The following is a 25,536-nucleotide window of genomic DNA, read 5'->3' on the forward strand; positions in this document are numbered from 1 at the left end:
ATATAGTGTTAGCGCGAAAAATGATTGTTCTATTCAGTCATTTTTTCGTGCTAACTTTTTTTATAAAAGATTTTTTTACTGTGCTGTGAAACCAAAATATAAAGTAATAATAATGGTTGATGAATATAGGGGAAACCACACATTAACTTAAGGGATAATCCTTATGTTAATTTTTTCACAATAAACATAAAATGAAAGTGTAGCTAGTATTTTGTAAACAAAAAGCAATTTTCAATTCGCTTATATTACACCAGTTTTAACTTTCATAAATATTAAATAATATCCATATTTTTTAATTATAGAGTAACTGCGAAATACTGGCTATTTAATCATTGAAATTAAATAGATGAAAATGAAGGTGAAATGAATGAACAAAGCAAGTGGTGGTTTCCAACTTAGCTTACAAACGCTAAGTCTTGTAGTTGGATTTATGGCATGGAGTATTATATCTCCATTAATGCCTTTTATCTCCCAAGATATTAATATCACGGGGAATCAACTTTCAATTATTTTAGCAATACCCGTTATATTGGGTTCTATTTTAAGAGTGCCATTTGGATATTTAACTAATATTATTGGTGCTAAATGGGTGTTTTTCTGTAGCTTTATTATTCTATTATTTCCTATTTACTTTTTAAGCCAAGCCCAAACGCCGGGCATGTTAATGGCTTCTGGTTTCTTCTTAGGTGTTGGGGGCGCAATTTTCTCAGTCGGTGTCACATCAATTCCTAAATATTTTCCTAAAGAAAGAGTAGGACTTGCTAATGGAATATATGGTATGGGGAACATTGGTACTGCAATTTCTTCATTTTTAGCTCCAGTTATTGCAGGTATGATTGGATGGCAAACGACAGTTAGAGGCTATTTGATTGTTATTGTCTTATTTGCAATTTTAATGTTTCTTCTGGGTGATGCGAATGAGAAAAAAATAAAGGTGCCACTAGTTAAGCAGTCTAAAAAATTAATGAAAGATCTTAAGCTTTATTATTTATCATTATGGTATTTTATTACATTTGGTGCTTTTGTAGCGTTTGGATTATTTTTACCGAATTTTTTAGTTCAAAACTTTGGTATAAGTGAAGTAGATGCTGGTATTAGATCTGGTATCTTTATCGCGTTAGCCACTTTTTTAAGGCCATTAGGTGGGATTTTAGGAGATAAATTTAATGCAGTTATTTTATTAATGATAGATTTTGTATTTATGATTATAGGTGCAATTATTTTAGGGTTTTCAAGTCATATATTATTGTTTACAATCGGTTGTTTACTTATTAGTATATGTGCAGGTACTGGTAATGGTCTCGTGTTCAAACTCGTTCCATTCTATTTTGCTAAAGAATCAGGAGCAGCGAATGGTATTGTTTCAATGATGGGCGGACTTGGTGGTTTCTTCCCTCCAATTGTCATATCTTATGTCACAATGATGACTGGTACAAGCCATTTAGCATTTATATTTTTAGCATTCTTTGGTGTTTTTGGCATCATTACCATGCTACATATCGTAAAAAAAGACAATTTGAGACTGATTTCTTAAATATAGAAAAAAATAAGAAAACAAATAGCGCTACATTACCATAAATTGGAAATGTAGCGCTATTTATTATCTATGAATATTTAGTCTATTTTGATGTTTGATTTTGGTTGTTCTTTTTGCTCTTTTTTAGGCAACGTTACAGTGAGTAGGCCATTTTCATAAGAAGCTTTGATACTACTATCATCAACATTTTCAAATGGGAATTGGCGGCTCAAATCACTATGGTTACGTTCTTGGTGTACTGCACGTTTAGTGTCGTTTTCATCTTGAACTTCGACAATTTGTTTACCTTCAATCGTTAGCAAATTATTTTCAAATTCTAAACTAATATTTTCTTTTTTAATACCTGGAAGTTCAGCTTCAACGATATAGGCGTTGTCTAATTCTTTAATATCTGATTTAATACTCTCATTGCCAGGAAATTGTTCGAAAATTTGTTTTCCAAAATCTCTGAATAAATCACCTGGATTTACATCGATAAACGGATTGTTAAAATTTTTATTTTCAAAAGTCATGCTACATCTCTCCTCAGCGTAGTTTAATTATTATATTTAATCGAATGGAATTGAAGTTTAAGTTATAAAAAGTATAAAATTAAGGTAAACACTTAGTTTACCTTACAAATACATTATAATAAAATAGTCAAAGAAAATCAAAGTCAAACTATTAATCATTGTATTCACATTATTTTAGCATGAAAGTTGAAACATTTTAAAATGAAACGTTAAGATGTAGAGAATGCTTTATAACAAGCGTTGGATAGATAAGTTTCAGGAGTAAAGTAAGTAAGTGGGTATTGTAGTAAGTAGGATTAAAAAGAGGTGAGTCGAAGATAAAAATGTTATGTATGTATTACATTGTCCCATTTAACCTCAACAAACCCCATATGATTTAAATATCTTTCGAGAAATGTTTATTTACAAATTTTTGCAATGTATCTTTTAAGTCTATAGCTTCATCTATGTCCATATCGAATTCACTAAAAACTTTTTTTGAAACTTTTGAAAGCGGTTCTTGCACGTTTGTCCCTTTATCAGTAAGTGCAATTTGTAAGTTACGTTCGTCATCAATCTCACGAGTTCTTGTTACATAACCTTTTTTCTCAAGTTTTTTTAACAAAGGTGTAAGTGTTCCAGAATCTAAAAAGACACGCTCACCAAGTGTCTTAATATTAATTTTTTCGTCCACCTTAATTGCGAGTAAGACAATATAACCTGTATATGTTAAATCATACTCTTTTAAATGAGAAGTATACTTCTTAATTATTTCTTTAGAAGAAACATAAAATAGAAAGCATAGTTGCTGTTCTAGGTAGCTGTCCTTTTCCTCCATTTAATCACCCCTTTTGAAATTTAACCATATTATGAACACCATTCATTGTCAAGGAACGGTTGCGCACCTTTAGATATAGCTTTTTATACTATTTTTTAACTATTATCTTATTAAATAAGTAAAAATTTAATACTATAACATTCCGTACGTCTTAATTACTTGAATTCATATAAAGATTATAGGCTTTAAATCAATTCGACTAAACTTGAAATAGAATTTATGTATTAAATGATATTAAGAAATGTTAACTTGATGTTTGGGTTGCTCTGAAATATAAGGAGATTTTGTTACAAAACAGTTATAACGCTTTATAATTGTATTATAATCAGTCATACTATTACTATTATCAATTTGAATGAGCGACTATTAATGATTTGAGTAAGATATAACTTACATATTAAGTTAATGACTTACTTTACTATAGAAAGATATCGCGTTAACCAGAGGAGATTATAAATGAAGACATTTTTTAAAATTATGGGTGTATTACTTGTAGCGCTTATAATTTCAATTGTATTATTCTTTGCCATGAGAACATACCAAGGGCATAAACACTTAGAATTGGTTGATCATTATATGGAAGATCAAAATTTGACAGAGAAAATTAAATCTGAAGAAACACTGTACAGTGCTAAAAAAGGTTTGTTTTATAAAGAAGTTAAATTTAAAGATGATCCAAAACATACTTATGTAGTTCAACCAATCAGCATGACTACAGGAATTGTAGTCCAAGGTTTTGATCCGGAGACAAATAAAGATATCAAAGGTGCCAAACATAATGCATTTAAAAAAGATTATAAAATTAAAGACTAACTAAGAAAATAAAAACGTAGACAAGGGAGTGGGACAGAAATCTAATTTTTCTAATAAAATTTCGTCGTCCCACCCCGGCACAGCTGACTAGAATTGAAAAAAGCTTGGTATAAGCGCATTTTCAATTCAGTCAGCCACTGCCAATATAAAAAAAAGAGGCTAAGACATGTCATTATGTCTCAGCCTCTTTTTTAGTTAGTTTCTTTGAAATAATATTTGTTCGTTAATTTCATTAATACTTCTTTTTTACAGAGACTATATAGATTAAAAAAAGAGCAGTAAATCTCTATTCAAGAAAATTTAACTGCTCTTATATATGTGAGTAAAGAAGTTAAGCACTTACATAATCCTGTGGATTACATGCCTTTCATTTCACCCATGTCATGAATTTTCATCATTAAGCCATGTGGCATATCGTCATGATCGATAACTTCCATTTCACTATAAGTATCGTCACCTTCAGCTTTTACTAATTTAACAAAATCTCCGCTCTTAGGTGAAAATCCAGATTCAGAAGGTAATTTCACATCTTTTTCTATCTTTTTATCTTTCTCGCTGATTACTTTTTCAGCTGTTGTACTGTTTTCCATATAACCATAGTAAGTCTCTTTTGGACCACTAGACATCATCATAATGACTAAAACAATAGCAACAATTAACATTACTGAACTAATAACAATTGCAAACATTTTTTTGTTTTTCAAAGTTGAAATCTCCTTTATATCCGTTTCTTCTTTTATATCTGAAATGCTAAAATAATGCAATTATAAAGTGGGTAATTTTATTAGAGTTATAATAAATAGTACTATTTTAGACTTATTTATAAGATAAGCTACATTAAGTGTAACATTGATTGCTATTTAGAATGGTGAGATACGTATATACTTTAGCTCGTCATAATGAAGTTCAAACTCTAGGGGATTAGCTGTTCGTATAAATTGTTTTATCTCGGCTTTTGGCGTATTTGCTTGTTCTATATGACGTAAAAGTGTGCGTTCGATATACGTTTCATTTAATAAAGGTGGTAGGGCGTAATCAATAAAACCATGTCTCTGTTAAGTGTTTGTATAAATAGCATTGCCTTAGTAGGTAATACATGAGGTCTTAGGACAAATTTATGTACTTCTTGTGGCGAAAAGCGATGTTTCAATGAATTAAATAATAAGATGTGTATATATTGAAAATCCTTAAAAACGATATAATTTTCATGAATTGATAAAGGTTTACCAATAAAAGGTTTCACAATTTGATATAGATATATTAAAGGCTCACATATTCCGTGACGATTCATTAATGCAATATCCATATTATCTTTAGGCATTAATTCGTAACCTACACCACTTCCGCGATTGAGCATAATTAATATATGGCACATTAAGTCGGCAGTTTCTAAGGGAGTATTTTCTTTATATAATTTAAAACACTTTTTGGTGAGTTTGGTATATACAAATTTAGAGGTGTGAATTTGAGATGCGTCAATGAGTTGATTATAATAGTCAAAATAGCTCATTGAGTGATTAAACATATTACTTTTCTTATTAAGCAATGATTTGACCTCTTTTTGTTCAATATCAATAAAATAAAAATCAAAATTGAATCTATGTAATATATCAAATGCACTTTTTAAGGAATGTGTTTGTTTGATTACACCTTCTACTGTTATAGCTAGTTTTATACGTATATTTAAATTTTTTACTTTAATATATAAACGGTTAATTTCTTTTAATGACAAATGTTCAGCATCGAAAAGCATTATAAAATTAGAGTTAGATTGTTGATAATGGTGCTCATTTTTATATTTTAAATACTGTAAGATGATATCTTGAATAAATTTAAATTGATGGCTAGATTTAACCCTAATTGCGATACCTACATTATTTGAAAATAATGAATCAATGAAGTCAATCAAGCCAGTGAAATTCAACTTTTCTAAAGCGAGCTTACTAACATTGTTAATCATTAAATAGGATTCGGATAAATCAGTGAAATTGAGGTTAGTGTTTAAAGTTGATTGAACGATATCCATCAGATCATCAATGTGAATAAAAAGCGTCGGTGTTTTTGCAATATCTTTATAGGTTAATTGATCCAATTCGATGTTGACCTGATTAGATGGCAATGGCTTTTCTACTGAAATAGATTCGAAATAGGGGATATAATTACTAACGTCTTCGTTAATTAGCTTAACAGGGATACGCTGTAATACCATGAACTTTTTCCTGTATTCATTAGGTGTCATATTCAAGTGGTTTTTAAATTGATGTGTATAATTTGGATAATGGTTAAATCCCATATTTTCTGAAATGGCATGGATTGTCTCCTTACTATGAACTAATTCTGCTAAGGAGGCGGCTATCTTTAAACTAGTAATATAATGTTTAAAACTTATGCCTAAGTATTTCTTGAACAAAATAGAGATATACGGTGCCGATATATAAAAAGAATTAGAAATATCTTTTGAAAAAATAGGCTGAGTGACGTGAGCTTTAATAAATACAGTGATTTCATTTAACAAGTTACTTTCAGATTGAATAGAAGGTACATAAATAAAATCTTGTTTAATTTTAGCTTCTTTATTTAAAATGGTAATAATTTCAATGATATTTGAAGATTTCGTATCATTTAAGCGACTTAATTGCTCAATCATAGTTAATGTTAAATACTTGATATATTCACTAGAATTTATCAATTTGAAATTATAATAACAATGAAAGAATGATTGATCTATTTCCGCAAATTGCTGTACAGGTATTATTAATTCAACAAGTTGTTCAGCATTCGTTATTTGATATAAATCGCTATGATTGATAACGATAAGATTGCTGCCAACAGATTCATGTTTCCCATTGATCACGACGTCAAGTTGGTTATTTAAAGAAAATAACAAGATTACTCGGTCGATACAACGTCGTGTGTATGTACTTAAATATTCATGAATACATAGTGTTGTACTTTCCATCATAAAAGCAACTCCTAATAGAAAAATGATTTGTTGAACAAATTACATTATATAATAAAATGTTGTGAACAGTAATACTTTAAATATAAATATTTTTGAATATAATGTTGTTATAAAGATGTAAAAATTAAATTTAGAACAATGTAAAGTGAGGTACGTATAAATTTTTGCTATACAATAACGAATTTTTAATTCATATACGTATTATTTAGAGGAGGTTATTCATTATGAATCATATTTATTCCAATTTTTATACCACAAATAATAAAATAACTGATTTAAAACCTTATATATTAGGCATTGTTCTTCATGATGATGCTGAGAATTATGCTGCCAAAGATTATATAGATTGGTTAAATAATAGAATCGAAAAAAATGAACTTGAAAAAGGATGGGCAAGTGTTTATGTAGATCAGGATACTTGCTATTGGTTTCACCCAACAGAATATGTTGAATGGCATTGTGGTAACATCTATGCTAATACACATTTTATAGGTGTAGAACGATGCCAATCTAAAAGAGATGGTGTGCTTACAGATCAAGAATTTATGAAAAATGAAGAAGTTAGTTTTTGGGTTGCTGCACTATTATTGAAAAAATACAATTTACCAGTGAACAGAAATACCGTTAGAATACACAAAGAATTTTTTGAAACTGAATGCCCAGACAGAGCATGGAAGATTCATCTTGAAGATGCACAGACAAATTCAGAATCTATACTAAAACTAAAAGATTATTTTATAAGTAGAATTCAAGGCTATTATAATAAAGTTGTTGATTCTGAACTCGAAAATATGGGCTGAACATCATTTAGTAAGTGGTATATATATCGTAGAATAAGCGGTGTAAAAGTTCATTTAGCTATTGCGTAATTTATTGGAACCGGTTACAATAAAAATATTCATATTTATGGAACCGGTTCTATTTAAATGGGAGGTATAGAGATGAACTATAAAAAATCTGCTACAGAAATACTACAAGCAATCGGTGGAGAAGAAAATATAGATGCGATGGCACATTGTGCCACACGATTACGTCTTGTTCTTAAGGATGAAAGCTTAGTAGATGAAAAAGAATTATCCGAAATGGATGTTGTGAAGGGAACATTTTCTACTGGTGGCCAATATCAAATTATTATAGGTTCCGGTACTGTGAATAAGGTGTTTGCAGAGTTAGAAAGCATAACAGGTAAAGAAGCTGCTACGACATCAGAAGTAAAAGCAGAAGGTAATAAAAACATGAATCCATTCCAGAGATTTGTGAAAATGTTATCTGATATATTTGTACCAATTATCCCTGCAATCGTAGCAGGTGGTTTATTAATGGGAATTAATAATATTCTAACAGCACCAGGTATTTTCTATGATAAACAGTCGTTAATAGAAGTACATAATCAATTCAAAGGTCTGGCAGAAATGATTAACATTTTTGCGAATGCACCGTTTACGCTACTGCCAATTTTAATTGGATTTAGCGCTGCTAAACGCTTTGGAGGAAACGCCTTTCTTGGAGCAGCCTTAGGGATGATTCTTGTGCATCCAGAGTTAATGAGCGCCTATGATTATCCCAAAGCTTTAGAAGAAGGGAAAGAAATACCTTCTTGGAATGTGCTTGGTTTAGAAATAAATCAGGTAGGTTATCAAGGGCAAGTATTGCCAATGTTAGTAGCTGCTTATATTTTAGCTAATTTAGAAAAAGGTTTACGTAAAGTAGTACCAGCTGTATTAGATAATTTATTAACACCGCTACTTTCAATTTTAGTTACTGCATTTTTAACATTTTTATTTGTTGGACCCATCACACGCACGTTAGGCTATTGGTTATCTGATGGACTAACGTGGTTATATGAATTTGGTGGTGCAATTGGCGGACTTATTTTTGGTTTGCTATATGCGCCAATTGTAATTACAGGTATGCACCACAGTTTTATTGCAATTGAAACACAATTGATTGCAGATAGTGTGTCTACAGGTGGTTCATTTATTTTCCCAATAGCGACGATGTCTAATATAGCACAAGGTGCAGCAGCTTTAGCCGCTTTCTTTATTATAAAAGAGAACAAGAAATTAAAAGGTGTAGCATCTGCTGCGGGCATCTCAGCACTTTTAGGTATTACGGAACCTGCAATGTTTGGAGTGAATCTAAAATTAAGGTATCCATTCATTGGAGCGATTGTAGGTTCAGGTATTGGTTCAGCTTATATCTCATTCTTTAAAGTTAAAGCAATTGCTTTAGGTACTGCAGGACTTCCAGGTTTTATATCTATTAGCGGTCAGAATAATGGTTGGTTACATTATGGTATTGCGATGCTCATTACCTTTATCGTAGCCTTTGCGGTTACGTACACTTTATCTTTTAGAAATAAATATAAAAATGAAGCAGGATAATTATATAAATTCTAGTGAGATTTAGACTTTTGCTATAACGCATAAAAACAAACCCAACGTTAATTACGACGTGGGTTTGTTTTTATGTTAAATATCAATTTTTAGGATGCCTTCAAAGCTTTTGTTTACGCCATAAAAATGCGCCAACAATCGTCACGATGACTAATGAAATAGCAATAACAATGAGCCATGATACATAGCTGTGATCATCTATAGGTAAGGGTACATTCATACCAAAAAAACTAAATACTAATGTAGGTAAGGTTAAGAAAACAGTAAACAACGTTAATGTCTTCATCGTATTGTTCATTTCATTAGAAAGCAATGAAGCATAAGAGGTTGTAATACTCTCTAAAATGTCTGTATATAATTTTGTGGTTTCTAAGGCTTGGTTATTCTCGATAACCAAATCTTCCAACAAATCTTCATCTTCATCGAAACGCTTAATTGCAGGTAGTCGAAATAATTTTTTGATAATGGCTTCATTGCCTTTAAGTGCCGCAAGAAAATATACTAAACTTTTTTCTACTTCCATTAAATTATAAAGTTGTTTATTCGTGACATTATTTTTTAAATCACGTTCGATGCGTAATCTTGTTTTATTAAGTAATCTAAGATTTCTATTATAGTGATTGGAAATCGTCAGTAATATATTAAGTGCAAAGCGACTATGAAAATGTAAATTAATATTTTGACGACTAAAGTTCTCAAGAAATTCATTTTCAGTATTACAAACAGTTATTATTTTTTTATTGCCAATGATGATACCTAAAGGAATAGTAATAAAAGAAAGTACTTTTAAATTTGTATCATTTACAACTGGTATATCGAGAATAATCAGTGAATAACTTGTGTCTTCATCATATTCTACACGAGCACTTTCTTCAGCATCTAATGGATCTCTAACAAAATCCTCTGGGATACCGTATAAATTTATTAAGGAATCAATTTCTTCCCAATTTGGATCAACTACATTTATCCAAGAAGCGGATTGATCTAATGGAGATTCAACAATCTCATGTGTTTGTGAGTGTTTATATGCACTAATCATAATAATAGTTCCTTTCTCTAAAATTCTTTTAAATATTGACGGAGAAATACAAAGATGACAAGTTTACTTTGTATGATCAGTATGCTGGTGCTCATTTGCCATAAGACGTAAAGGACCATTAAAGATAATTTTAAACAAATAATCAACTACTGTATCTGGATCCATTCTATCTTCATCTTGTACCCAATGTTTTATAAACGAAACTGTGGCCCCATTTACATAACTATGAAAATAATCAATAGGAATATCAGAAACAGTATTACTAAAAGGTATGCTTTTTTTCATATTATTTAGCATTAAATCAGAAATTTTTTCTTCTATTTTACTTTTTCTATCAAGTTTAAAAATCACTTTATAAAATTCAATATTGTCATATAAATAAGTAATGATATTCTTTAAAACTTCCTCTGAAAATGCTTTGGCAAATGCTTCAATACTTACATCATGCATGATGACTTTTTCGAATACAATTCTATCGGCTAACCTTGATATAAATTCATCTTCCATATCAGAAAGTAAAATGTATTTATCTTCATAGTGTAAATAAAAAGTACCACGGTTCACATCGGCTAATTGGGTAATATTTTGTATCGTAATTTTTTCTAACTCTTTTTCTTCAAGCAATTGTATAAAAGCATTTTTAATCGCTGATTTAGTTTTACGTACACGTCGATCTTCTGGCATAGTAGTCACCTCATTTTAGTTAATTAACAATATGTAATAATATGTTGATAAAAAGACAATATGATTGTTATTGCATATTGAATATTCTATTAACCTCATTATAATAAACAAAGTAGTGAATAAGCAACATGATGTTCAATAAGGAGGTAAATGGTATGAATATATTTAAAAGTAAATTACTTTGGATTGCGCCAATAGCGATATTAATCATACTTGCAATTTTTTCAATTGGTTTTTATCCAGCGTATAATCCTCAACCTAAAGAGATGCCAATCGCAATTGTGAATCATGATGAAGGGACATCTATTCAAAGTAAAGATATAAATATAGGTAAAAATTTAGAAGATAAATTGAAAGATAGTAACTCTGACGAAATAAAATGGATCAATGTAGATAGTGAAAAAGAAGCACGTAAAGGATTAGATGAACAAAAATATTTTGGTGCTGCAATTTTCGAAGAAGATTTTTCAAAAAATGCGATGAGTAAAACTCAAAAGATAGTAATGGATACTAAGAAACAAGAAATGGAAGATAAAGTGAAATCAGGTGAAATACCTGCTGCTCAAGCCAAACAAATGCAACAGAAAATGGCTCAAGAAAGTAGTAACCAAAATATAACAGTAAAGCAAGCTCAATTTAAAACACTTACGAATAGTGGGGCGAATATGCAGGCTTCACAAATGTCATCTAATATGCTGAAAGGTATTGGGGATAATCTTAACAAACAAATTTCCAAACAGAGTTTAGATACATTAGACCAACAGAATGTGCAAATAGATGCGAGCGATATCAAAGATATTACAACGCCTGTAAATGTAATAAATAAAAAGGTGAATGAAGTGAAGGACCACCAAGCTAGTGGTAACGCGCCGTTCTTAATGTTTATGCCAGTCTGGATAAGCTCAATTGTAGCTTCATTACTACTATTCTTTGCATTTAGAACGAGTAATAATATTGAAATTTCGCAACGTATTATCGCTTCAATAGGACAAATGATTGTAGGGGTGATTACAGCATTTGTTGGTGGATTTGGGTATGTTTATTTCATGTCAGGTGTGTTAGGTTTTGACTTCCCTGATATAAATAAAATAGCAATTTATATATCCATTTCTATTCTAGGATTTATGGGTTTAATCTTAGGTGTAATGACGTGGCTAGGTATGAAATCAATTCCTATTTTCTTTATAGCAATGTTCTTTAGTATGCAACTCGTAACATCGCCAAAACAAATGTTACCGAAATTTTATCAAGACTATATAGTGGATTGGAACCCATTTACGCACTATGCTGAATATTTAAGAGAATTACTCTATATGCATCAGTCATTAGAAATGAACTCAACGATGTGGATGTTTGTAGGATTTATAATTTTCGGCATAATTTCATCGATATTAGCAGCAATGATTAGAAAGCATAGTGGGAAACGATCAGAATTACCATCTTAAATCAAGTAATTAACAGTATATAACAATCATTTAGTGAAAAATTTCTATATAAGCATTAAGTTCAAATTAAAACCGTCTTCTCAAAATTTGGGGAGACGGTTTTAATACATATACCTCAATAAAAACGTAAATAAAGAGAATTAATTCTTTTGAGTATATTTATATGATTAAATTCATTAAAAAGACATAATTATTTTACACATAAAATCAATAAAATAAATAGGAAAACACTGATAGCAAAGCATTTGTTAGGTGGTCTGATATATCGTTGAAATATGATTGCAAAAGCATTTAGAAATTGGTCTATAATTTTAATAAAAAATTAACACTAAATTTACAAATATGCGTTATAATTCACATAGTTTACAAATAATTTAAAGAGGTGTGACAATGGATTCATCTGTTATGGAGACAATTTTCACTTTTATCGGTGGATTAGGTATATTTTTATACGGAATTAAGCAAATGGGCGACGGCTTACAGGCCTCAGCAGGAGACCGTCTTAGAAGTATATTAAATAAATTTACGAGCAACCCACTTATGGGCGTACTTGCAGGTGCGATAGTTACGATTTTGATTCAAAGTAGTTCTGGTACAACGGTAATTACCATTGGACTTGTAAGTGCAGGATTTATGACAATGCGTCAAGCCATTGGTGTTGTAATGGGAGCGAATATAGGTACTACAGTTACAGCATTTATTATAGGTATTGATCTTGGTGCATACTCGCTACCAATATTAGCTATTGGTGCATTTTTAATATTCTTTGTTCAAAAGCGTAAAGTTAAAAATATTGGTATGATTTTATTTGGTTTTGGTTCGTTATTCTACGGATTAGAATTAATGAGCAGTGCCGTAAAACCACTAGCTAATTTAGATGGTTTCCATCAATTCATGCTAGACATGTCAACTAACCCAATTTTTGGTGTTGCAGCAGGTACGATTTTAACAGTTATTGTTCAAAGTTCAAGCGCCACAATTGGTATACTACAAGGATTCTATGCGAATGACTTAGTTAGTTTAAATGGTGCGTTACCTATATTGTTAGGTGACAATATTGGTACAACAATCACGGCAATACTCGCAAGTTTAGCTGGCTCACTTGCTTCAAAACGTGTAGCAGCAGTACATGTTATGTTTAACGTAATAGGTGCGGCAATATTCTTAGCGATTTTACCTATTTATCAATGGGTTGTTGAATGGATGCAAGGAGTAATGCACTTAAATCCAGAAATGACGATTGCCTTTGCACACGGTACATTTAATGTTACAAATACATTGATTCAATTACCATTTATATTTGTTCTAGCTTGGATCGTAACAAAACTTATTCCTGGTGAAGATATAACAGAAAAATATAAACCTAGACATCTAGATAAAAATTTAATTAATAGAGCTCCAAGTATTGCTTTACAAGAAGCACAAGATGAAATCCAAAACATTGGACGAATGACATACTCATTATTAGAGAATGTTAGTGAATACAATGAAAAAAATGAGAAAAAAGTACTTCAAAAACATGCGGCTGTTCAAAATATGCATGACAATGTAAAAGAATATTTAACGAAAATATCTGAGAAGAAAATATCCAAAAAAGATGCAGAAAGAATGTCTGTGTTATTTGACGTAAACCGTACGATGTTAAAAGTAGCTGGATTATCTGAAGCGTATATATTAGATTTGAAACAGTTACACAATGAACCAGTACAAATCTCTGATAAAGCTGCACAAAGTATCGATAAACTTTATTCACACGTGAATATGTCATTCGATAAATCAGTTGAAATGTTTAGCGTATATGACAAAGTTAAAAAAGATGAAATTGTTAATTTAAGTAACGATTCATATACACTTGAACATGATTTAAGAAAAAAACATATTAAGCGTTTAAGTTCAGGTGAATGTTCACCAGAAGGTGGTCTGTTATATCTAGATATGATTGCTATACTAGAACGTATTGGCTATCATTCGAGAAATGTATCAGAAGCAATGATTGATATTGACGAACTTTCAAGTGAAGAAGAAACAGAACATACTGTGGGCTGGACTTACTAAAGTATAATTAAATATAAAATTAAAAGTTGAGAAAGTTTGTTGTAAAACAGACTTTCTCAACTTTTTTGTATTGTTGAAAATTAACCAATATCGCTGTATTTGGAATAATAAATCACATGTATCAAATCATTTTATTTTTAATCCTTAGTAAAGAGATAGGGATACTTGACAAAAAGTCATAGAAGGCATAATATTACATATAATAAATTTTTCAGAAAACTGATATGGGGGGACAGCGTGTGACAGCTATTAGCATTCTTGATCAAAGTCCAATAGATAAAAATGAAACAGTAAACGACGGTATAGCTCGTACAGTTGAATTGGCACAACTAGCAGATAAATTAAATTATACAAGGTACTTTGTTGCTGAACATCACAATATAGAAGAAGTTGCAGGTACGAGTCCGGAGATACTTGTAACACATATATTGAATCACACAAAAAATATACGTGTAGGCTCTGGTGGCGTAATGTTGCAACATTATAGTCCATTCAAAGTTATAGAGCAATTTCATTTCATTAGTCATTTAGCACCTGGAAGAGTCGATTTAGGTATAGGTAAAGCACCGGGAGGCTTTCCTTTAGCGACACAAGCGTTGCAAACAGAATTAAAGTCACCACAAACAAGTTTCAATGATAAATTTCATTTATTAAATCAATTTAATAATGGGGATTTTTCTGCAAACGAAGATTATGGACAATTAAAAACAACGATACGTAATAATGAAATCTCCACACCACAAATTTATCTACTAGGTGGTAGTGAAAGTTCTGCTCAATTTGCTGCTACAGAAAAAGTTGGATTTATATATGCATTTTTCATAAATTCAAATATTGAAACATTACAACAAGCCCTTAAAGATTATAAGTAACAATTTCCTGAAGGCAGAGTCATTGTAGGGGTAGCTGCCGTTGTATCGGAGAATAAAGAAGAACAGGCATTAGTTAAAGAAGGTAGTACAAATTATGCTTTACATTTCGATGATGGTAGAAAAATCACTGTTAATACAAAGGAACAAGTAGAAACATTTAAAAAACAAAGTGACGAAGACTTTGAAGTTGAAGAAAAGCAAATAGATGTTTTTAATGGTTCCGCGGATGAAATTAAGCAACAGCTAAATCAATTAAATCGTGACGGCAATATAGATGAATTTATGCTACATATGCCAGTTCAAAATCATAAATTAAGAATTAAAACAGTAGACCAATTAGCTATTACGAATAACAAAGAAAAGCAGAAAGAAGGGGTATTATGAGTCAAAATAAAATCGATTTTGGAATCATGTTAAACGGTCCTGGTGGTCATATGCATGCTTGGAAATCTAAAGATGTACCGAGCGATGCCAGTACAAATTTTGAATTCCAACTTGATGTTGCTAAAAAAGCTGAACAGGCAGGATTCAGTTTTGTATTTGTGGCAGATGGATTATTTATTCATGAGAAATCTATTCCACATTTTTTAGATAGACATGAGCCGTTAACATTTTTAGCTGCGCTTGCGCCGGTAACTCAGCGTATTGGTTTAGTTGGTACTATTTCAACATCATATAGTGAACCTTTTACTGTTGCACGACAACTCGCAACAATCGATAAAATCAGTCATGGGCGTGCAGGTTGGAATATAGTAACTTCGCCACTTGCTGGTAGTGCCGATAACTATAGTAAAGGAGATCATCCTGAACATGATGTTAGGTATGATATTGCTGAGGAACATCTGCAAGTCGTTCAAGGGTTATGGGACTCTTACGAAGATGATGCCTTTACATTTGATGTTGAGACTGGCTCATATTTAGATAAGGAAAAAATGCATACGTTAGATTATAAAGGACAATATTTTCAAGTTAAGGGTCCATTAAATGCTAGTCGTTCTAAACAAGGCCAACCTGTTATATTTCAAGCAGGTGCATCTCCTAAAGGACAAGCATATGCAGCTCAATATGCTGATGCAGTATTTACTTTAGGTGAATCACTAGATACCGCTAAAAGTAATTACGACAGTATTAAATCACAAGCCAAAAAATTTGGACGCGATCCACAAAACATTAAAGTATATCCTATATTATCCCCAGTTATTGGTAAGTCGAACGATGAGGTAGAAGCACGCTTTGATGAAATAAAATCATTGGCGACAATTGACGAAGCTTTAGATTACTTAGGTAGATATTATGATCATCATGATTTCAGCCAATATGATCTCGATGCACCGTTTCCAGATTTAGGTGAAGTGGGTCAAAATAGTTTCCGTGCTACTGCAGATTCTATTGCGGCACGCGCAAAACAAAATAATTTAACATTGAGAGATGTCGCTTTGGAAGAAACAGCCCGTCGCTCTCCTTTCACTGGTACTTATGAAGAAGTAGCAAATTTAATCATTGAATGGTTTGAACATGGCGCAGCAGATGGATTTATCTTCGGCCCCCATATTAATGGACCTGTATATGATGAGTTTTTAAATTATGTATTACCTATCTTAGAAGAAAAAGGTTATTACGATAAAGCATATCAGGGGGATACATTACGAGATCATATAGGTATTCCTTTTAAAGAAAATAGATATAGTAGGAAAGAAGTAACACACTAATACTCAGTAAACAATACAGTGGATAGACGCCTCTATTTTAAAACGTTGCGTCTGTTTTTTAAATATAAGGAGTGAAGTTCATGTCAGAATCAAGTACAACATCATATCAACATGTAAAACATAGTAACGTCAACACTGCGCCAGAGCAAACTGAAACAAAAGTGAAAAGAAAATTCCAATTACCTCATGTGCTATTAATGATGCTTATTATGATGATGTTTGCTTGTTTATTGACGTATGTCATTCCTGCTGGGCAATTTGATACAAGTAAAGATGGATCAATGATACAAGGGACGTATCATGCAATTTCACAAAACCCAGTGAATCCATTTTATGCTATTACACTCATACTTAATGGGGGGATTCAATCAGCCCAAACGATTACACTATTACTATTTATAGGTGGTGCAATGGGTGGTATATTACAATTAGACTCTGTGACAAAATTAACGAATTATATGATTTTTCGTTTCGAACATGCTGGTGCATTGCCATTAATTATCGGGTTATTTTCCTTGATGGCGTTTATCGGTTTCTTCGTTGGTGGAGATCAAATGATCGTGTTCGTAACGCTTGGAGTCATACTCGTAAATCGTTTGAAATTAGACCCTATTATGGCACTAGCCATTACATTTTTACCTTTGTATATGGCTTTTTCAATTTCACCTTCAGGTATGGCTAAAATTGGACAAATTGTTTATCCTGAAGTAGCACTTTATTCTGGTTATGGTGGAAGAGCTATAATGTATGCAGTATTTTTAATTATCACTCTGTTATATGTGATTTGGTACGCAAGAAGAGTCATTAAAGATCCTAATAAGAGTATGATGCCGACACAAAAGTGGCTGTTTAATCATAAAGAAAAAAGTAATGATGATATGGCAATTGAAGATAGACAAGTAAATTGGAGAGATATCATCGTAGCTATATTAGTCATTGTGACACCGATTATATTAGCCTTAGGTAATGGCATGTTAAACTGGACAGAAAAATACGGCAATGGTGTATTTATTACTGTTTTTGGTATTAGTTTTGTTTTAGCCTATTTAATAAAACAAAAAGGGACAACTGCAATGGTTGATGGATTTTTGGAAGGTGCTAAACCGATGTTAGTCGTAGCATTTGCAATTATCATGGCAAATACAATTAGTGTGATTTTAGAAAAAGGTAAGATATTGAGCACAATTGTAAACAGTCTTACTACACAACTTGATGGTTCATCGTCTGGCATGGTAGCTGTTATCGTATTTATTGTCGCAGGTATATTTAATTTACTAGTACCATCTGGTTCAGGGTTAATGAGCGTGATGATTCCTATTTTACAACCTGTGACTAATGCGTTAGGTGTTAATGATCAAATGTTATTAACGTCCTTATCGTTTGGTGGAGGGTTAGGTAACTTAATTACACCAACTTTAGGTGCAACAGTAGGTGCTATCGCGATTGCCAAAGCAAACTTTGGCTCGTGGTTTAAATTTATGGTACCACTATTTCTAATTTGGATTGTCGTTGGCTCGGTTATACTTTACATCTTTACTGCTGTAGGTTGGAGTGGCGGCGTTTAAAAATAACAAAAATATAAGGAACAATGATGTACTGTGATATTTTAAAAGTCATATTTAACTTTTAAAATAACAGTTTTCATCATTGTTCCTTTTTTATTTAGTGTGCAATTGTGAGCGTGAAAGGGACGTCATGTGTCCATTTTTGAGTTGGTGGTTCATCTGTTATAACTTCGGTGATATCACTGATTTTTGCAAAGGAAAGTGTAGAAGAAATATCGAATTTACTTTTATCAATAAGTGCAATTACATTTTCACTTTCTCGCACCATTTGTTTTTTTAATTGAACTTCAGGTAGTGAGAAGTCTGTTAATCCATTATCAAGTGTAAAGCCATTTGCGGATAAAAAGAAATAATCAATATGATACATTTCTAATATTTGTGAATCTATATTACCAGTAATAGCATTTGAGTCTTGCGAAACAAATCCTCCAACTACTAGAACAGTTAAATGTGGGTTCTCTTTTAAAAGTACCGCATTTTCTAAACCGTTTGTAATAATTGTAAGTTCCATCGTAGTTTCTGCTAATAATTTTGCTAATTCATATGTTGTAGAGCTTGCATCAATCATAATGCACTGTTGTGGTTCAATCTTTTTTAATGCATATTTACTAATTTTATACTTTTCACTATGTTTTTGTGTCAGACGATAAGAAAAGTTTAATTTAGATGTCATATTTTCAGTTACTTTTGCACCACCGTGTGTTCGAGTGACTTTGTTTTCACCTTCTAAACGTCTAAGATCACTCCTAACAGTTGCTTCTGTCACACTTAAATAATCTGAAAGCTGTTTAACAGTCGCACGTTTATGTGATTTTATATAAGTATATATATGCTCTCTTCGTTCATCCGCGTACATTTTCATATGAATCATATCCTCCTTCGTATCATTAACTATTTTAACATAAATCGTACACAAGCAAATAAAAACAGATCAAAACGAAAAGAAACGAAAAAATATTTGAAAGAAACGAAAATATATATTAGAATTGTAATTGTAAATGAAAACGCTTTCTAAAAAAGTGGAGGAGCTGTTAATAATGACAAAGAAAAATTATCCGGAAAAAATGAATGCTGTTGTAGCTTATGCACCTGGAGAATATAAATATGAAACTGTAGATACGCCAACAATTGATAATCCTAAGGAAATTGTCGTTAAAGTAGAAGCTTGCGGCATTTGCGCAGGCGATATCAAAGCATATGATGGGGCACCTAGCTTTTGGGGTGATGAAACACAGCCGTCATATATCAAGGCACCGATGATACCTGGACATGAATTTATCGCACGCATTGTAGAAAAAGGAGATGAAGTTACAGATTTTGAAATTGGTGATCGTGTAATTTCTGAACAAATTGTACCTTGTTGGGATTGTAGATTTTGTAATCATGGTCAGTATTGGATGTGTGAAAAACATGATTTATATGGCTTCCAAAACAATGTAAACGGCGGTATGGCAGAATATATGAAATTTACGAAAGAAGCAATTAATTATAAAGTGCCAGAAGATATGCCGATTGAAAAAGCGATTTTAATTGAACCTTACGCATGTAGTCTACACGCTGTACAACGTGCGAATGTTAAACTCGGTGATTTCGTTGTGTTATCTGGTGCAGGAACTTTAGGACTAGGCATGGTGGGCGCTGCTAAAAAATCAGGTGCTGAAACGTTAGTAGTGCTAGATATGAAAGATGATCGTTTAGAATTAGCGAAAAAATTTGGCGCTGATATTGTTATGAATCCATCAAAAGTAGATGTCGTCAAAGAAATCAAAGCACTGACTGAAGGGTATGGTTGTGATACTTACATCGAAGCCACCGGTCATCCTAAATCAGTAGAGCAAGGTTTGAGTGCAATCAGAAAATTAGGCCGTTTTGTAGAATTTTCAGTATTTGCTGATCCCGTTACAGTGGATTGGAGTATTATATCAGACCGTAAAGAATTAGACTTGATGGGTAGCCATTTAGGACCTTATTGTTATCCGCTTGTTATCGATGGTATAGCAAAAGGAGATTTCCCAACAGACGGCGTTGTGACGCATCAATTATCACTTAAAGATTTTGAGGAAGGTTTTGAACTAATGAAAAAAGGTGATCAATCATTAAAAATTGTTCTGGTACCTTAACAGCCAAGTTCAAATATAGAGCATCGTAAAAAGGAGAGAATTGAAATGAAAAAGATGATTAATAACCCCGATAATGTCATTGAAGAGTTAATGACTGGTTATGTGATTGCCTACCCTGACTATATTAGACGTTCAAAACTTCACCAAAGGGCGTTAATTGGAAAAAAACGCAATACTAATCGAAAAGTAAGTGTATTAATAGGTGGTGGCTCAGGACATGAACCAGCGTTCCTAGGTTATGTAGGGAAAGGCATGGCAGACGGTGTCGCTGTCGGTAATATATTTGCTTCTCCATCTCCTATTCCAATACAAGCTGTAACTAAAGAAATAAGTGAAGGTCACGGTGTGTTATACATTTATGGTAATTACGCGGGAGATTTGATGAACTTTGAAATGGCTAGTGAAATGACTGAAATAGAAGATGATATCAAAACTGCAGTGGTCATAGGTAATGATGATGTTGCGTCTTCAAAAGATATTGATGATCGTAGAGGGATAGCTGGAGAGTTGTTAGTGTATAAGGCAGCAGGCGCAGCAGCTGATTTTGGTTATGACTTAGAAGAGGTAAGACGTATTGCCCAATTAGCTAATGATTGTACCCGTTCAATGGGTATTGGTTTAAGCCCGTGCTACTTACCTCAAACTGGAAAACCAAGTTTTGATTTAGAAGCGAATGAAATGGAAATTGGTTTAGGCCATCATGGTGAGCCTGGTATTGAAAAAACAACAATTCGCACAGCAAAAGAAACAGTTCATGTGATTATGCAAAATATTTTAAAAGAAGGACTATACAGCGCCAATGATGAAGTGATTGTATTGGTTAATGGCTTAGGTGCAACCTCTCAAATGGAACTGTACATCATAAATAAAGAGGTAGATGAAATTTTAAAAGAACAAAACATTAAAACATATAAATCTTATGTAGGTAATTTTATAACTTCAATGGAAATGGGCGGCTTTTCGGTGAGTTTAATGAAATTAGATGAAACGTTGAAAACTTGTATGGATCATCCAGTAGATTGCCCAAACTTTAAAGAAGTGTAGGAGGAAGTAGTTATGGCGTTGACGAGTCAATCATTTAAACAATATATCTTAGCGTTAACAACTTTATTTGAAGAACAACAAGATATCCTTTGTGAATTGGATAGAAAAATTGGTGATGGTGACCATGGTGTAACGATGAATATTGGTTATCAAGCTGTACAAAAAACGATAATTAATGAATTGCAAACACAAAATGATATCGCAAAAATTAGCGTTGCAGTCGGTAAAAGCTTTTTAGATGCAGTTGGTTCTTCAGTGGGTCCACTCTATGCTTCTGGTTATCTTAAGGCGGCTGTTGCAGTAAAAAACAAAACTGAATTAGATGATGTAGCATTATATCAATTTTGGATTGCTTTTAGTAAAGGTATTAAAGATAGAGGTAAAGCTGAAATCGGAGATAAGACAATGATAGATACGCTTGACCCGTTTTATAAATCTTTAGAAACCTCACTAAATAAGGATGAACCATTTGGGGACGCTTTTAATAAAGCACTGGTGAAAGCGAAGTCTGGAATGGATAGCACGAAAGAGATTATTTCTAATAAAGGACGTTCTAAAAGACTAGGTTATCGTGCCCAAGGACATGTTGATCCAGGCGCGACATCTTCGTATCTTATGTTAGAAACTTTTAAATCATTTATTTAATTACTGTAGCTAAATCTATAAGGAGGAATTAGAATGAAAATAGCAATTGGTGCAGACCATAATGGTTATGAATTAAAAGAAGCGGTTAAAGTTCATGTCGAACAATTAGGACATGAGGTAGAAGATTTTGGTTGTCATCAATGTGCAGAAACTGACTATCCAGATGTAGCTGCTGAAGTAGGTAAAAGCATTCAACAAGGACAAAACGAAAGAGGCATCTTAATTTGTGGTACGGGGATTGGCGTAGCAATCACCGCTAATAAACTCAAAGGCATTCGTGCAGCGCTTGCACATGATTATTACTCTGCAGAACGTGCACAATTAAGTAATAACGCACAAATTTTGGCAATGGGCGCTCAAATTGTTGGTATAGAAGTCGCTAAAAAGAATGTTGAAGCTTATCTCAATGTAACTTGGGAAGGCGGTTCACAGCGTAAAGTGGATAAAATAGACCAAGTTGAAAATAATGAAAACAACTAAAATATAATTTGAAATCAATTCATATATTAAAAAAGCTCATTCCCAATCACAACAATTTGGGAATGAGCTTTTTATTGTTTAGAGAGGAAATGAGTGATATTTATTTTGTAAAAATAAAAGCATCATACTTTAAAAGATAGCATTGTACAAATCAATAACATGTAATAAATTGATTGCAAGTATATAACATGAATTAAAATAATTAATGTAAATGATATGTCTGAAAAATGACAATTAATAATTAATATTGTGAATAAACTTTGAATTTAATATGATGAGAAGTACAAGACATAAGTAGGGGGATTTGTCGTGCAACTGTCTATAAGATTTCCTAAAGCGACGATGTCTATATTTTTCATCACTATAATCATAGTGTTTATGGCATTAACGCAACAAGTGTCAGCACATGCTACACTTGAAAAAGTAACGCCAAACGCGAACAGCGTTGTAAATGAACAACCAGGAGAAATTGAACTACAATTTAATGAACCAGTACACGCACAATATTCGAGTGTGCAAATTTTTGATGATACTGGAAGCGAAATTGCTGAAGTGAAACCGAGTACAACGGGTTCTTCACAGACATTATCATTTACTGTGGATGAGTTAGAAAAAGGAACACATAATGTAAAATGGCAAACAATGTCAGCAGATGGTCACGAGATAAGCGATACGTTTGAATTTTCAATTGGTAAAGAAACTGCTAATGGAATTGATACGACACCACCATTTTACGAAAAAGCAGATTTTTGGTTTGGAGCATTACGCTTTATAACTGAAGGACTCATTATTACATTATCAGGCCTATTTCTAGTAAATCAATTGGCAAGTAGAAAAGGGTTATTAACATTTCAGTCTAATCAATATATTAAACCTATTGTATGGATGCTTATGATGCTATCAGTAATGACTGCTTTAGTTTATATGATGACACTTTCTTCAGATGTTGTTTCTGATGTATTATCATTACAAACAGCAGCACTAATACAAGTGCCATTTGTCTTAACGATGGTGGCCATTATAGTATTGTTAGGGCTATTTACATTGAAACACATGTCAGAGAGTTGGTATGTATTCATAACAATATTAATGCTAATCACATTGAGTATGTCTGGACACGCATGGTCTCAAAGCGTGTCTATTTGGTCGATTTTAATTAGAACAGTACATATAGGCGGGATGTCACTTTGGTTAGGTGCATTGATTTATTTACTCCTTGTCATACGTGCGAAATCAAATCAGAGTAGCCATGCTATCAGAGCATTTTTATTGAAATTAAATACGATTGCAGTAGCACTTATTATAATTTCTGGCGTATTGATGTCTATAGACCAAACAAATATATTAGCTATTTGGACTAATATACAAACATGGAGTGCATTGCTCATCGTTAAAGTGGTATTAACGCTCATCATGATGACACTAGGATTTTATCAAACGACACGAGCGTTAGGAAAACAACATCGCGCAAATAAAGTAACATTGTATATTGAATTAATTATGGGAATTATATTGATACTAGTTGGTGTAATTATGAGTCAAATCAATATTCCAGGATAAAGGGAGATAAAAATTATGTTTAAACAAATTATGGCAGCAATCGTCGCATGTATCATTGCAGTGGGCTTTTCTAAAAGTGCAGATGCTCACGTAACGCTAAATCCAGATACGAGTGAACCGGGTTCATATGAAAAGTATGATGTCAGAGTTCCAGTCGAAAAAGATGCAAATACGACTAAAATTGAATTAAAAGTACCGAAAGAACTTACAGTAGTTGGTGTTGAACCTAATGATCAATTTGATCATAAATTAACTAAAGATGATGATGGTAATATTACGAAAATTACTTGGACGGCAAAAGATAAAGGCATTGGCCCAAATGAATTCATCGATTTACCAATCCAAGTGGCGAACCCTGAAAAAGAAGGCGAATTTAAATGGGATGCTTATCAAACATACGATGATGGTGAAACTGTTAAATGGACAGGAGATGAAGATGCAGAAAAACCAGCACCTATTACTAAAGTAGCTAAGGGGAACGAAGATACTGCTGGAAGCAGTCAATCTAGTAATGGCCCAATAGCACTATGGATTGTATCTATTGTTGCAATCATTTTGTCGTTAGTAGCAATCTTTAAAAAGACAACTAAATAAAATAGGTGTATAAAGTTATTTAATAAAATAAATAAAAAGACAAGTCATCTTAAAAATATGACTTGTCTTTTTAATGAGTAAGTTTGTTGAATTGTCACTGTAATTTTTTTAAAAATATCCTATAATAGCTATAAGGAGGAGTCTCGATGCGCAGAATATTGTATGCTTTTTTAGTCTATACAATCTTAGGTTTACTAAGTGGGTTTTATTATCGTGAATTAACATTAGCGTATGATTTTACTGGTGAAACGCAACTTGTAGTTGTACACACACATACGTTGATATTAGGCATGTTTATGCATCTTATTTTATTACCTGTAACAAAAGTCTTTAATTTAAGTAGTTATTATCTATTTAATTGGTTCTACATTATATTTAACCTAGGTGTATTAACAACAATAGGGATGATGTTTACTAAAGGGACATATCAAGTCATAGGTAAAACAGTACCAGAATCATTTGCAGGATTTGCTGGTATCGGACATACAATTTTAACAGCAGGATTTATTTTATTATTCTTCTTGTTAAAAGGTGCAATTATCAAAGATCCTAAAAATGAAAAATAAATTGTAATGCTACATTAAGTATGATCATAAATTTAAAAAGAATCTGGGAGATAAGTACATGTCCCAGATTCTTTTATTATATTAGCAGTGGCTGACTGAATTGAAAAAGCACTTCAGCTTT

General features: G+C 32.2%; 23 protein-coding genes. 16 read left to right on the plus strand and 7 right to left on the minus strand.

The window, feature by feature from the left end:
• The first annotated feature begins 367 nt into the window (after positions 1–367).
• Positions 368–1,534, plus strand: coding sequence for a nitrate/nitrite transporter (locus PYW44_RS02820; RefSeq protein WP_021338509.1), 1,167 nt, complete (start codon positions 368–370; stop codon positions 1,532–1,534).
• A gap of 80 nt (positions 1,535–1,614) precedes the next feature.
• Here PYW44_RS02820 and PYW44_RS02825 read toward each other — a convergent pair whose 3' ends face one another.
• Together PYW44_RS02825 and PYW44_RS02830 are read right to left on the minus strand one after the other, a co-directional pair.
• A complete protein-coding gene (locus PYW44_RS02825; RefSeq protein WP_002506812.1) occupies positions 1,615–2,049 on the minus strand; it encodes an Hsp20/alpha crystallin family protein in 435 nt (144 codons plus the stop codon).
• Between the two features lie 376 nt (positions 2,050–2,425).
• Positions 2,426–2,866, minus strand: coding sequence for a MarR family winged helix-turn-helix transcriptional regulator (locus PYW44_RS02830; protein ID WP_002511489.1), 441 nt, complete (start codon positions 2,864–2,866; stop codon positions 2,426–2,428).
• Between the two features lie 456 nt (positions 2,867–3,322).
• On the opposite strand from PYW44_RS02830, the gene PYW44_RS02835 reads away from it, so the two are divergent.
• On the plus strand, positions 3,323–3,679 hold the full coding sequence (locus PYW44_RS02835) for a DUF3139 domain-containing protein (RefSeq protein WP_021338508.1): 357 nt from the start codon (positions 3,323–3,325) through the stop codon (positions 3,677–3,679).
• 356 nt (positions 3,680–4,035) lie between these two features.
• Here PYW44_RS02835 and PYW44_RS02840 read toward each other — a convergent pair whose 3' ends face one another.
• Positions 4,036–4,383 (minus strand): DUF4889 domain-containing protein, encoded by a 348-nt coding sequence (locus PYW44_RS02840; protein ID WP_021338507.1) that lies wholly within the window; start codon positions 4,381–4,383, stop codon positions 4,036–4,038.
• Positions 4,384–4,691: 308 nt separating this feature from the next.
• Positions 4,692–6,641 carry an AraC family transcriptional regulator Rsp gene (gene rsp, locus PYW44_RS02845; protein ID WP_236593585.1) on the minus strand — a complete coding sequence of 650 codons (1,950 nt, stop codon included), beginning with the start codon at positions 6,639–6,641 and terminating at the stop codon, positions 4,692–4,694.
• Between the two features lie 224 nt (positions 6,642–6,865).
• On the opposite strand from rsp, the gene PYW44_RS02850 reads away from it, so the two are divergent.
• Together PYW44_RS02850 and PYW44_RS02855 are read left to right on the plus strand one after the other, a co-directional pair.
• Positions 6,866–7,441, plus strand: coding sequence for a peptidoglycan recognition protein family protein (locus PYW44_RS02850; RefSeq protein ID WP_021338505.1), 576 nt, complete (start codon positions 6,866–6,868; stop codon positions 7,439–7,441).
• A gap of 141 nt (positions 7,442–7,582) precedes the next feature.
• On the plus strand, positions 7,583–9,025 hold the full coding sequence (locus PYW44_RS02855; RefSeq protein ID WP_021338504.1) for a sucrose-specific PTS transporter subunit IIBC: 1,443 nt from the start codon (positions 7,583–7,585) through the stop codon (positions 9,023–9,025).
• A 112-nt stretch (positions 9,026–9,137) separates the two neighbouring features.
• Here the strand turns inward: PYW44_RS02855 and PYW44_RS02860 are convergent, their stop codons facing one another.
• On the minus strand, positions 9,138–10,076 hold the full coding sequence (locus PYW44_RS02860) for a magnesium transporter CorA family protein (protein ID WP_021338503.1): 939 nt from the start codon (positions 10,074–10,076) through the stop codon (positions 9,138–9,140).
• 63 nt (positions 10,077–10,139) lie between these two features.
• Positions 10,140–10,760, minus strand: a complete 621-nt coding sequence (locus PYW44_RS02865; RefSeq protein ID WP_021338502.1) for a TetR/AcrR family transcriptional regulator — start codon at positions 10,758–10,760, stop codon at positions 10,140–10,142.
• Positions 10,761–10,915: 155 nt separating this feature from the next.
• Here PYW44_RS02865 and PYW44_RS02870 point away from each other — a divergent pair, with 155 nt between their 5' ends.
• The 5 genes from PYW44_RS02870 (at position 10,916) to PYW44_RS02890 (ending at position 18,406) form a co-directional block, all read left to right on the plus strand.
• Entirely contained in the window at positions 10,916–12,205 is a 1,290-nt protein-coding gene (locus PYW44_RS02870; protein ID WP_021338501.1) for a YhgE/Pip domain-containing protein, read from the plus strand.
• Positions 12,206–12,595: 390 nt separating this feature from the next.
• Positions 12,596–14,260 (plus strand): Na/Pi cotransporter family protein, encoded by a 1,665-nt coding sequence (locus tag PYW44_RS02875; protein ID WP_021338500.1) that lies wholly within the window; start codon positions 12,596–12,598, stop codon positions 14,258–14,260.
• A gap of 239 nt (positions 14,261–14,499) precedes the next feature.
• A complete protein-coding gene (locus tag PYW44_RS02880) occupies positions 14,500–15,132 on the plus strand; it encodes an MsnO8 family LLM class oxidoreductase (RefSeq protein WP_236593584.1) in 633 nt (210 codons plus the stop codon).
• 380 nt (positions 15,133–15,512) lie between these two features.
• On the plus strand, positions 15,513–16,841 hold the full coding sequence (locus PYW44_RS02885; RefSeq protein ID WP_021338498.1) for an LLM class flavin-dependent oxidoreductase: 1,329 nt from the start codon (positions 15,513–15,515) through the stop codon (positions 16,839–16,841).
• A gap of 80 nt (positions 16,842–16,921) precedes the next feature.
• Positions 16,922–18,406: a Na+/H+ antiporter NhaC family protein gene (locus PYW44_RS02890; protein ID WP_021338497.1), complete on the plus strand. Its 1,485-nt coding sequence runs from the start codon at positions 16,922–16,924 to the stop codon at positions 18,404–18,406.
• A gap of 97 nt (positions 18,407–18,503) precedes the next feature.
• Here the strand turns inward: PYW44_RS02890 and PYW44_RS02895 are convergent, their stop codons facing one another.
• Positions 18,504–19,268 (minus strand): DeoR/GlpR family DNA-binding transcription regulator, encoded by a 765-nt coding sequence (locus PYW44_RS02895; RefSeq protein WP_021338496.1) that lies wholly within the window; start codon positions 19,266–19,268, stop codon positions 18,504–18,506.
• A gap of 175 nt (positions 19,269–19,443) precedes the next feature.
• On the opposite strand from PYW44_RS02895, the gene PYW44_RS02900 reads away from it, so the two are divergent.
• The 7 genes from PYW44_RS02900 to PYW44_RS02930 all read left to right on the plus strand — a co-directional run bounded on the left by PYW44_RS02900 (position 19,444) and on the right by PYW44_RS02930 (position 25,415).
• Positions 19,444–20,526: an MDR/zinc-dependent alcohol dehydrogenase-like family protein gene (locus PYW44_RS02900; RefSeq protein WP_021338495.1), complete on the plus strand. Its 1,083-nt coding sequence runs from the start codon at positions 19,444–19,446 to the stop codon at positions 20,524–20,526.
• Positions 20,527–20,571: 45 nt separating this feature from the next.
• The gene (locus tag PYW44_RS02905; RefSeq protein WP_021338494.1) at positions 20,572–21,570 is read left to right on the plus strand and encodes a dihydroxyacetone kinase subunit DhaK; all 999 of its coding nucleotides are present in this window, start codon (positions 20,572–20,574) and stop codon (positions 21,568–21,570) included.
• Positions 21,571–21,582: 12 nt separating this feature from the next.
• Positions 21,583–22,215: a dihydroxyacetone kinase subunit DhaL gene (dhaL, locus tag PYW44_RS02910; protein WP_021338493.1), complete on the plus strand. Its 633-nt coding sequence runs from the start codon at positions 21,583–21,585 to the stop codon at positions 22,213–22,215.
• A 33-nt stretch (positions 22,216–22,248) separates the two neighbouring features.
• Complete coding sequence (gene rpiB, locus PYW44_RS02915; protein WP_021338492.1) at positions 22,249–22,695, plus strand: ribose 5-phosphate isomerase B; 447 nt, start codon at positions 22,249–22,251, stop codon at positions 22,693–22,695.
• Between the two features lie 309 nt (positions 22,696–23,004).
• Positions 23,005–24,255, plus strand: coding sequence for a copper resistance CopC/CopD family protein (locus PYW44_RS02920; protein WP_021338491.1), 1,251 nt, complete (start codon positions 23,005–23,007; stop codon positions 24,253–24,255).
• Positions 24,256–24,270: 15 nt separating this feature from the next.
• Entirely contained in the window at positions 24,271–24,849 is a 579-nt protein-coding gene (locus tag PYW44_RS02925; protein ID WP_021338490.1) for a YcnI family copper-binding membrane protein, read from the plus strand.
• A gap of 146 nt (positions 24,850–24,995) precedes the next feature.
• Entirely contained in the window at positions 24,996–25,415 is a 420-nt protein-coding gene (locus PYW44_RS02930) for a DUF2871 domain-containing protein (RefSeq protein WP_002506833.1), read from the plus strand.
• The last annotated feature ends 121 nt before the right edge of the window (positions 25,416–25,536 follow it).

Source organism: Staphylococcus equorum, from assembly GCF_029024965.1.
Classification (GTDB): Bacteria; Bacillota; Bacilli; order Staphylococcales; family Staphylococcaceae; genus Staphylococcus; species Staphylococcus equorum.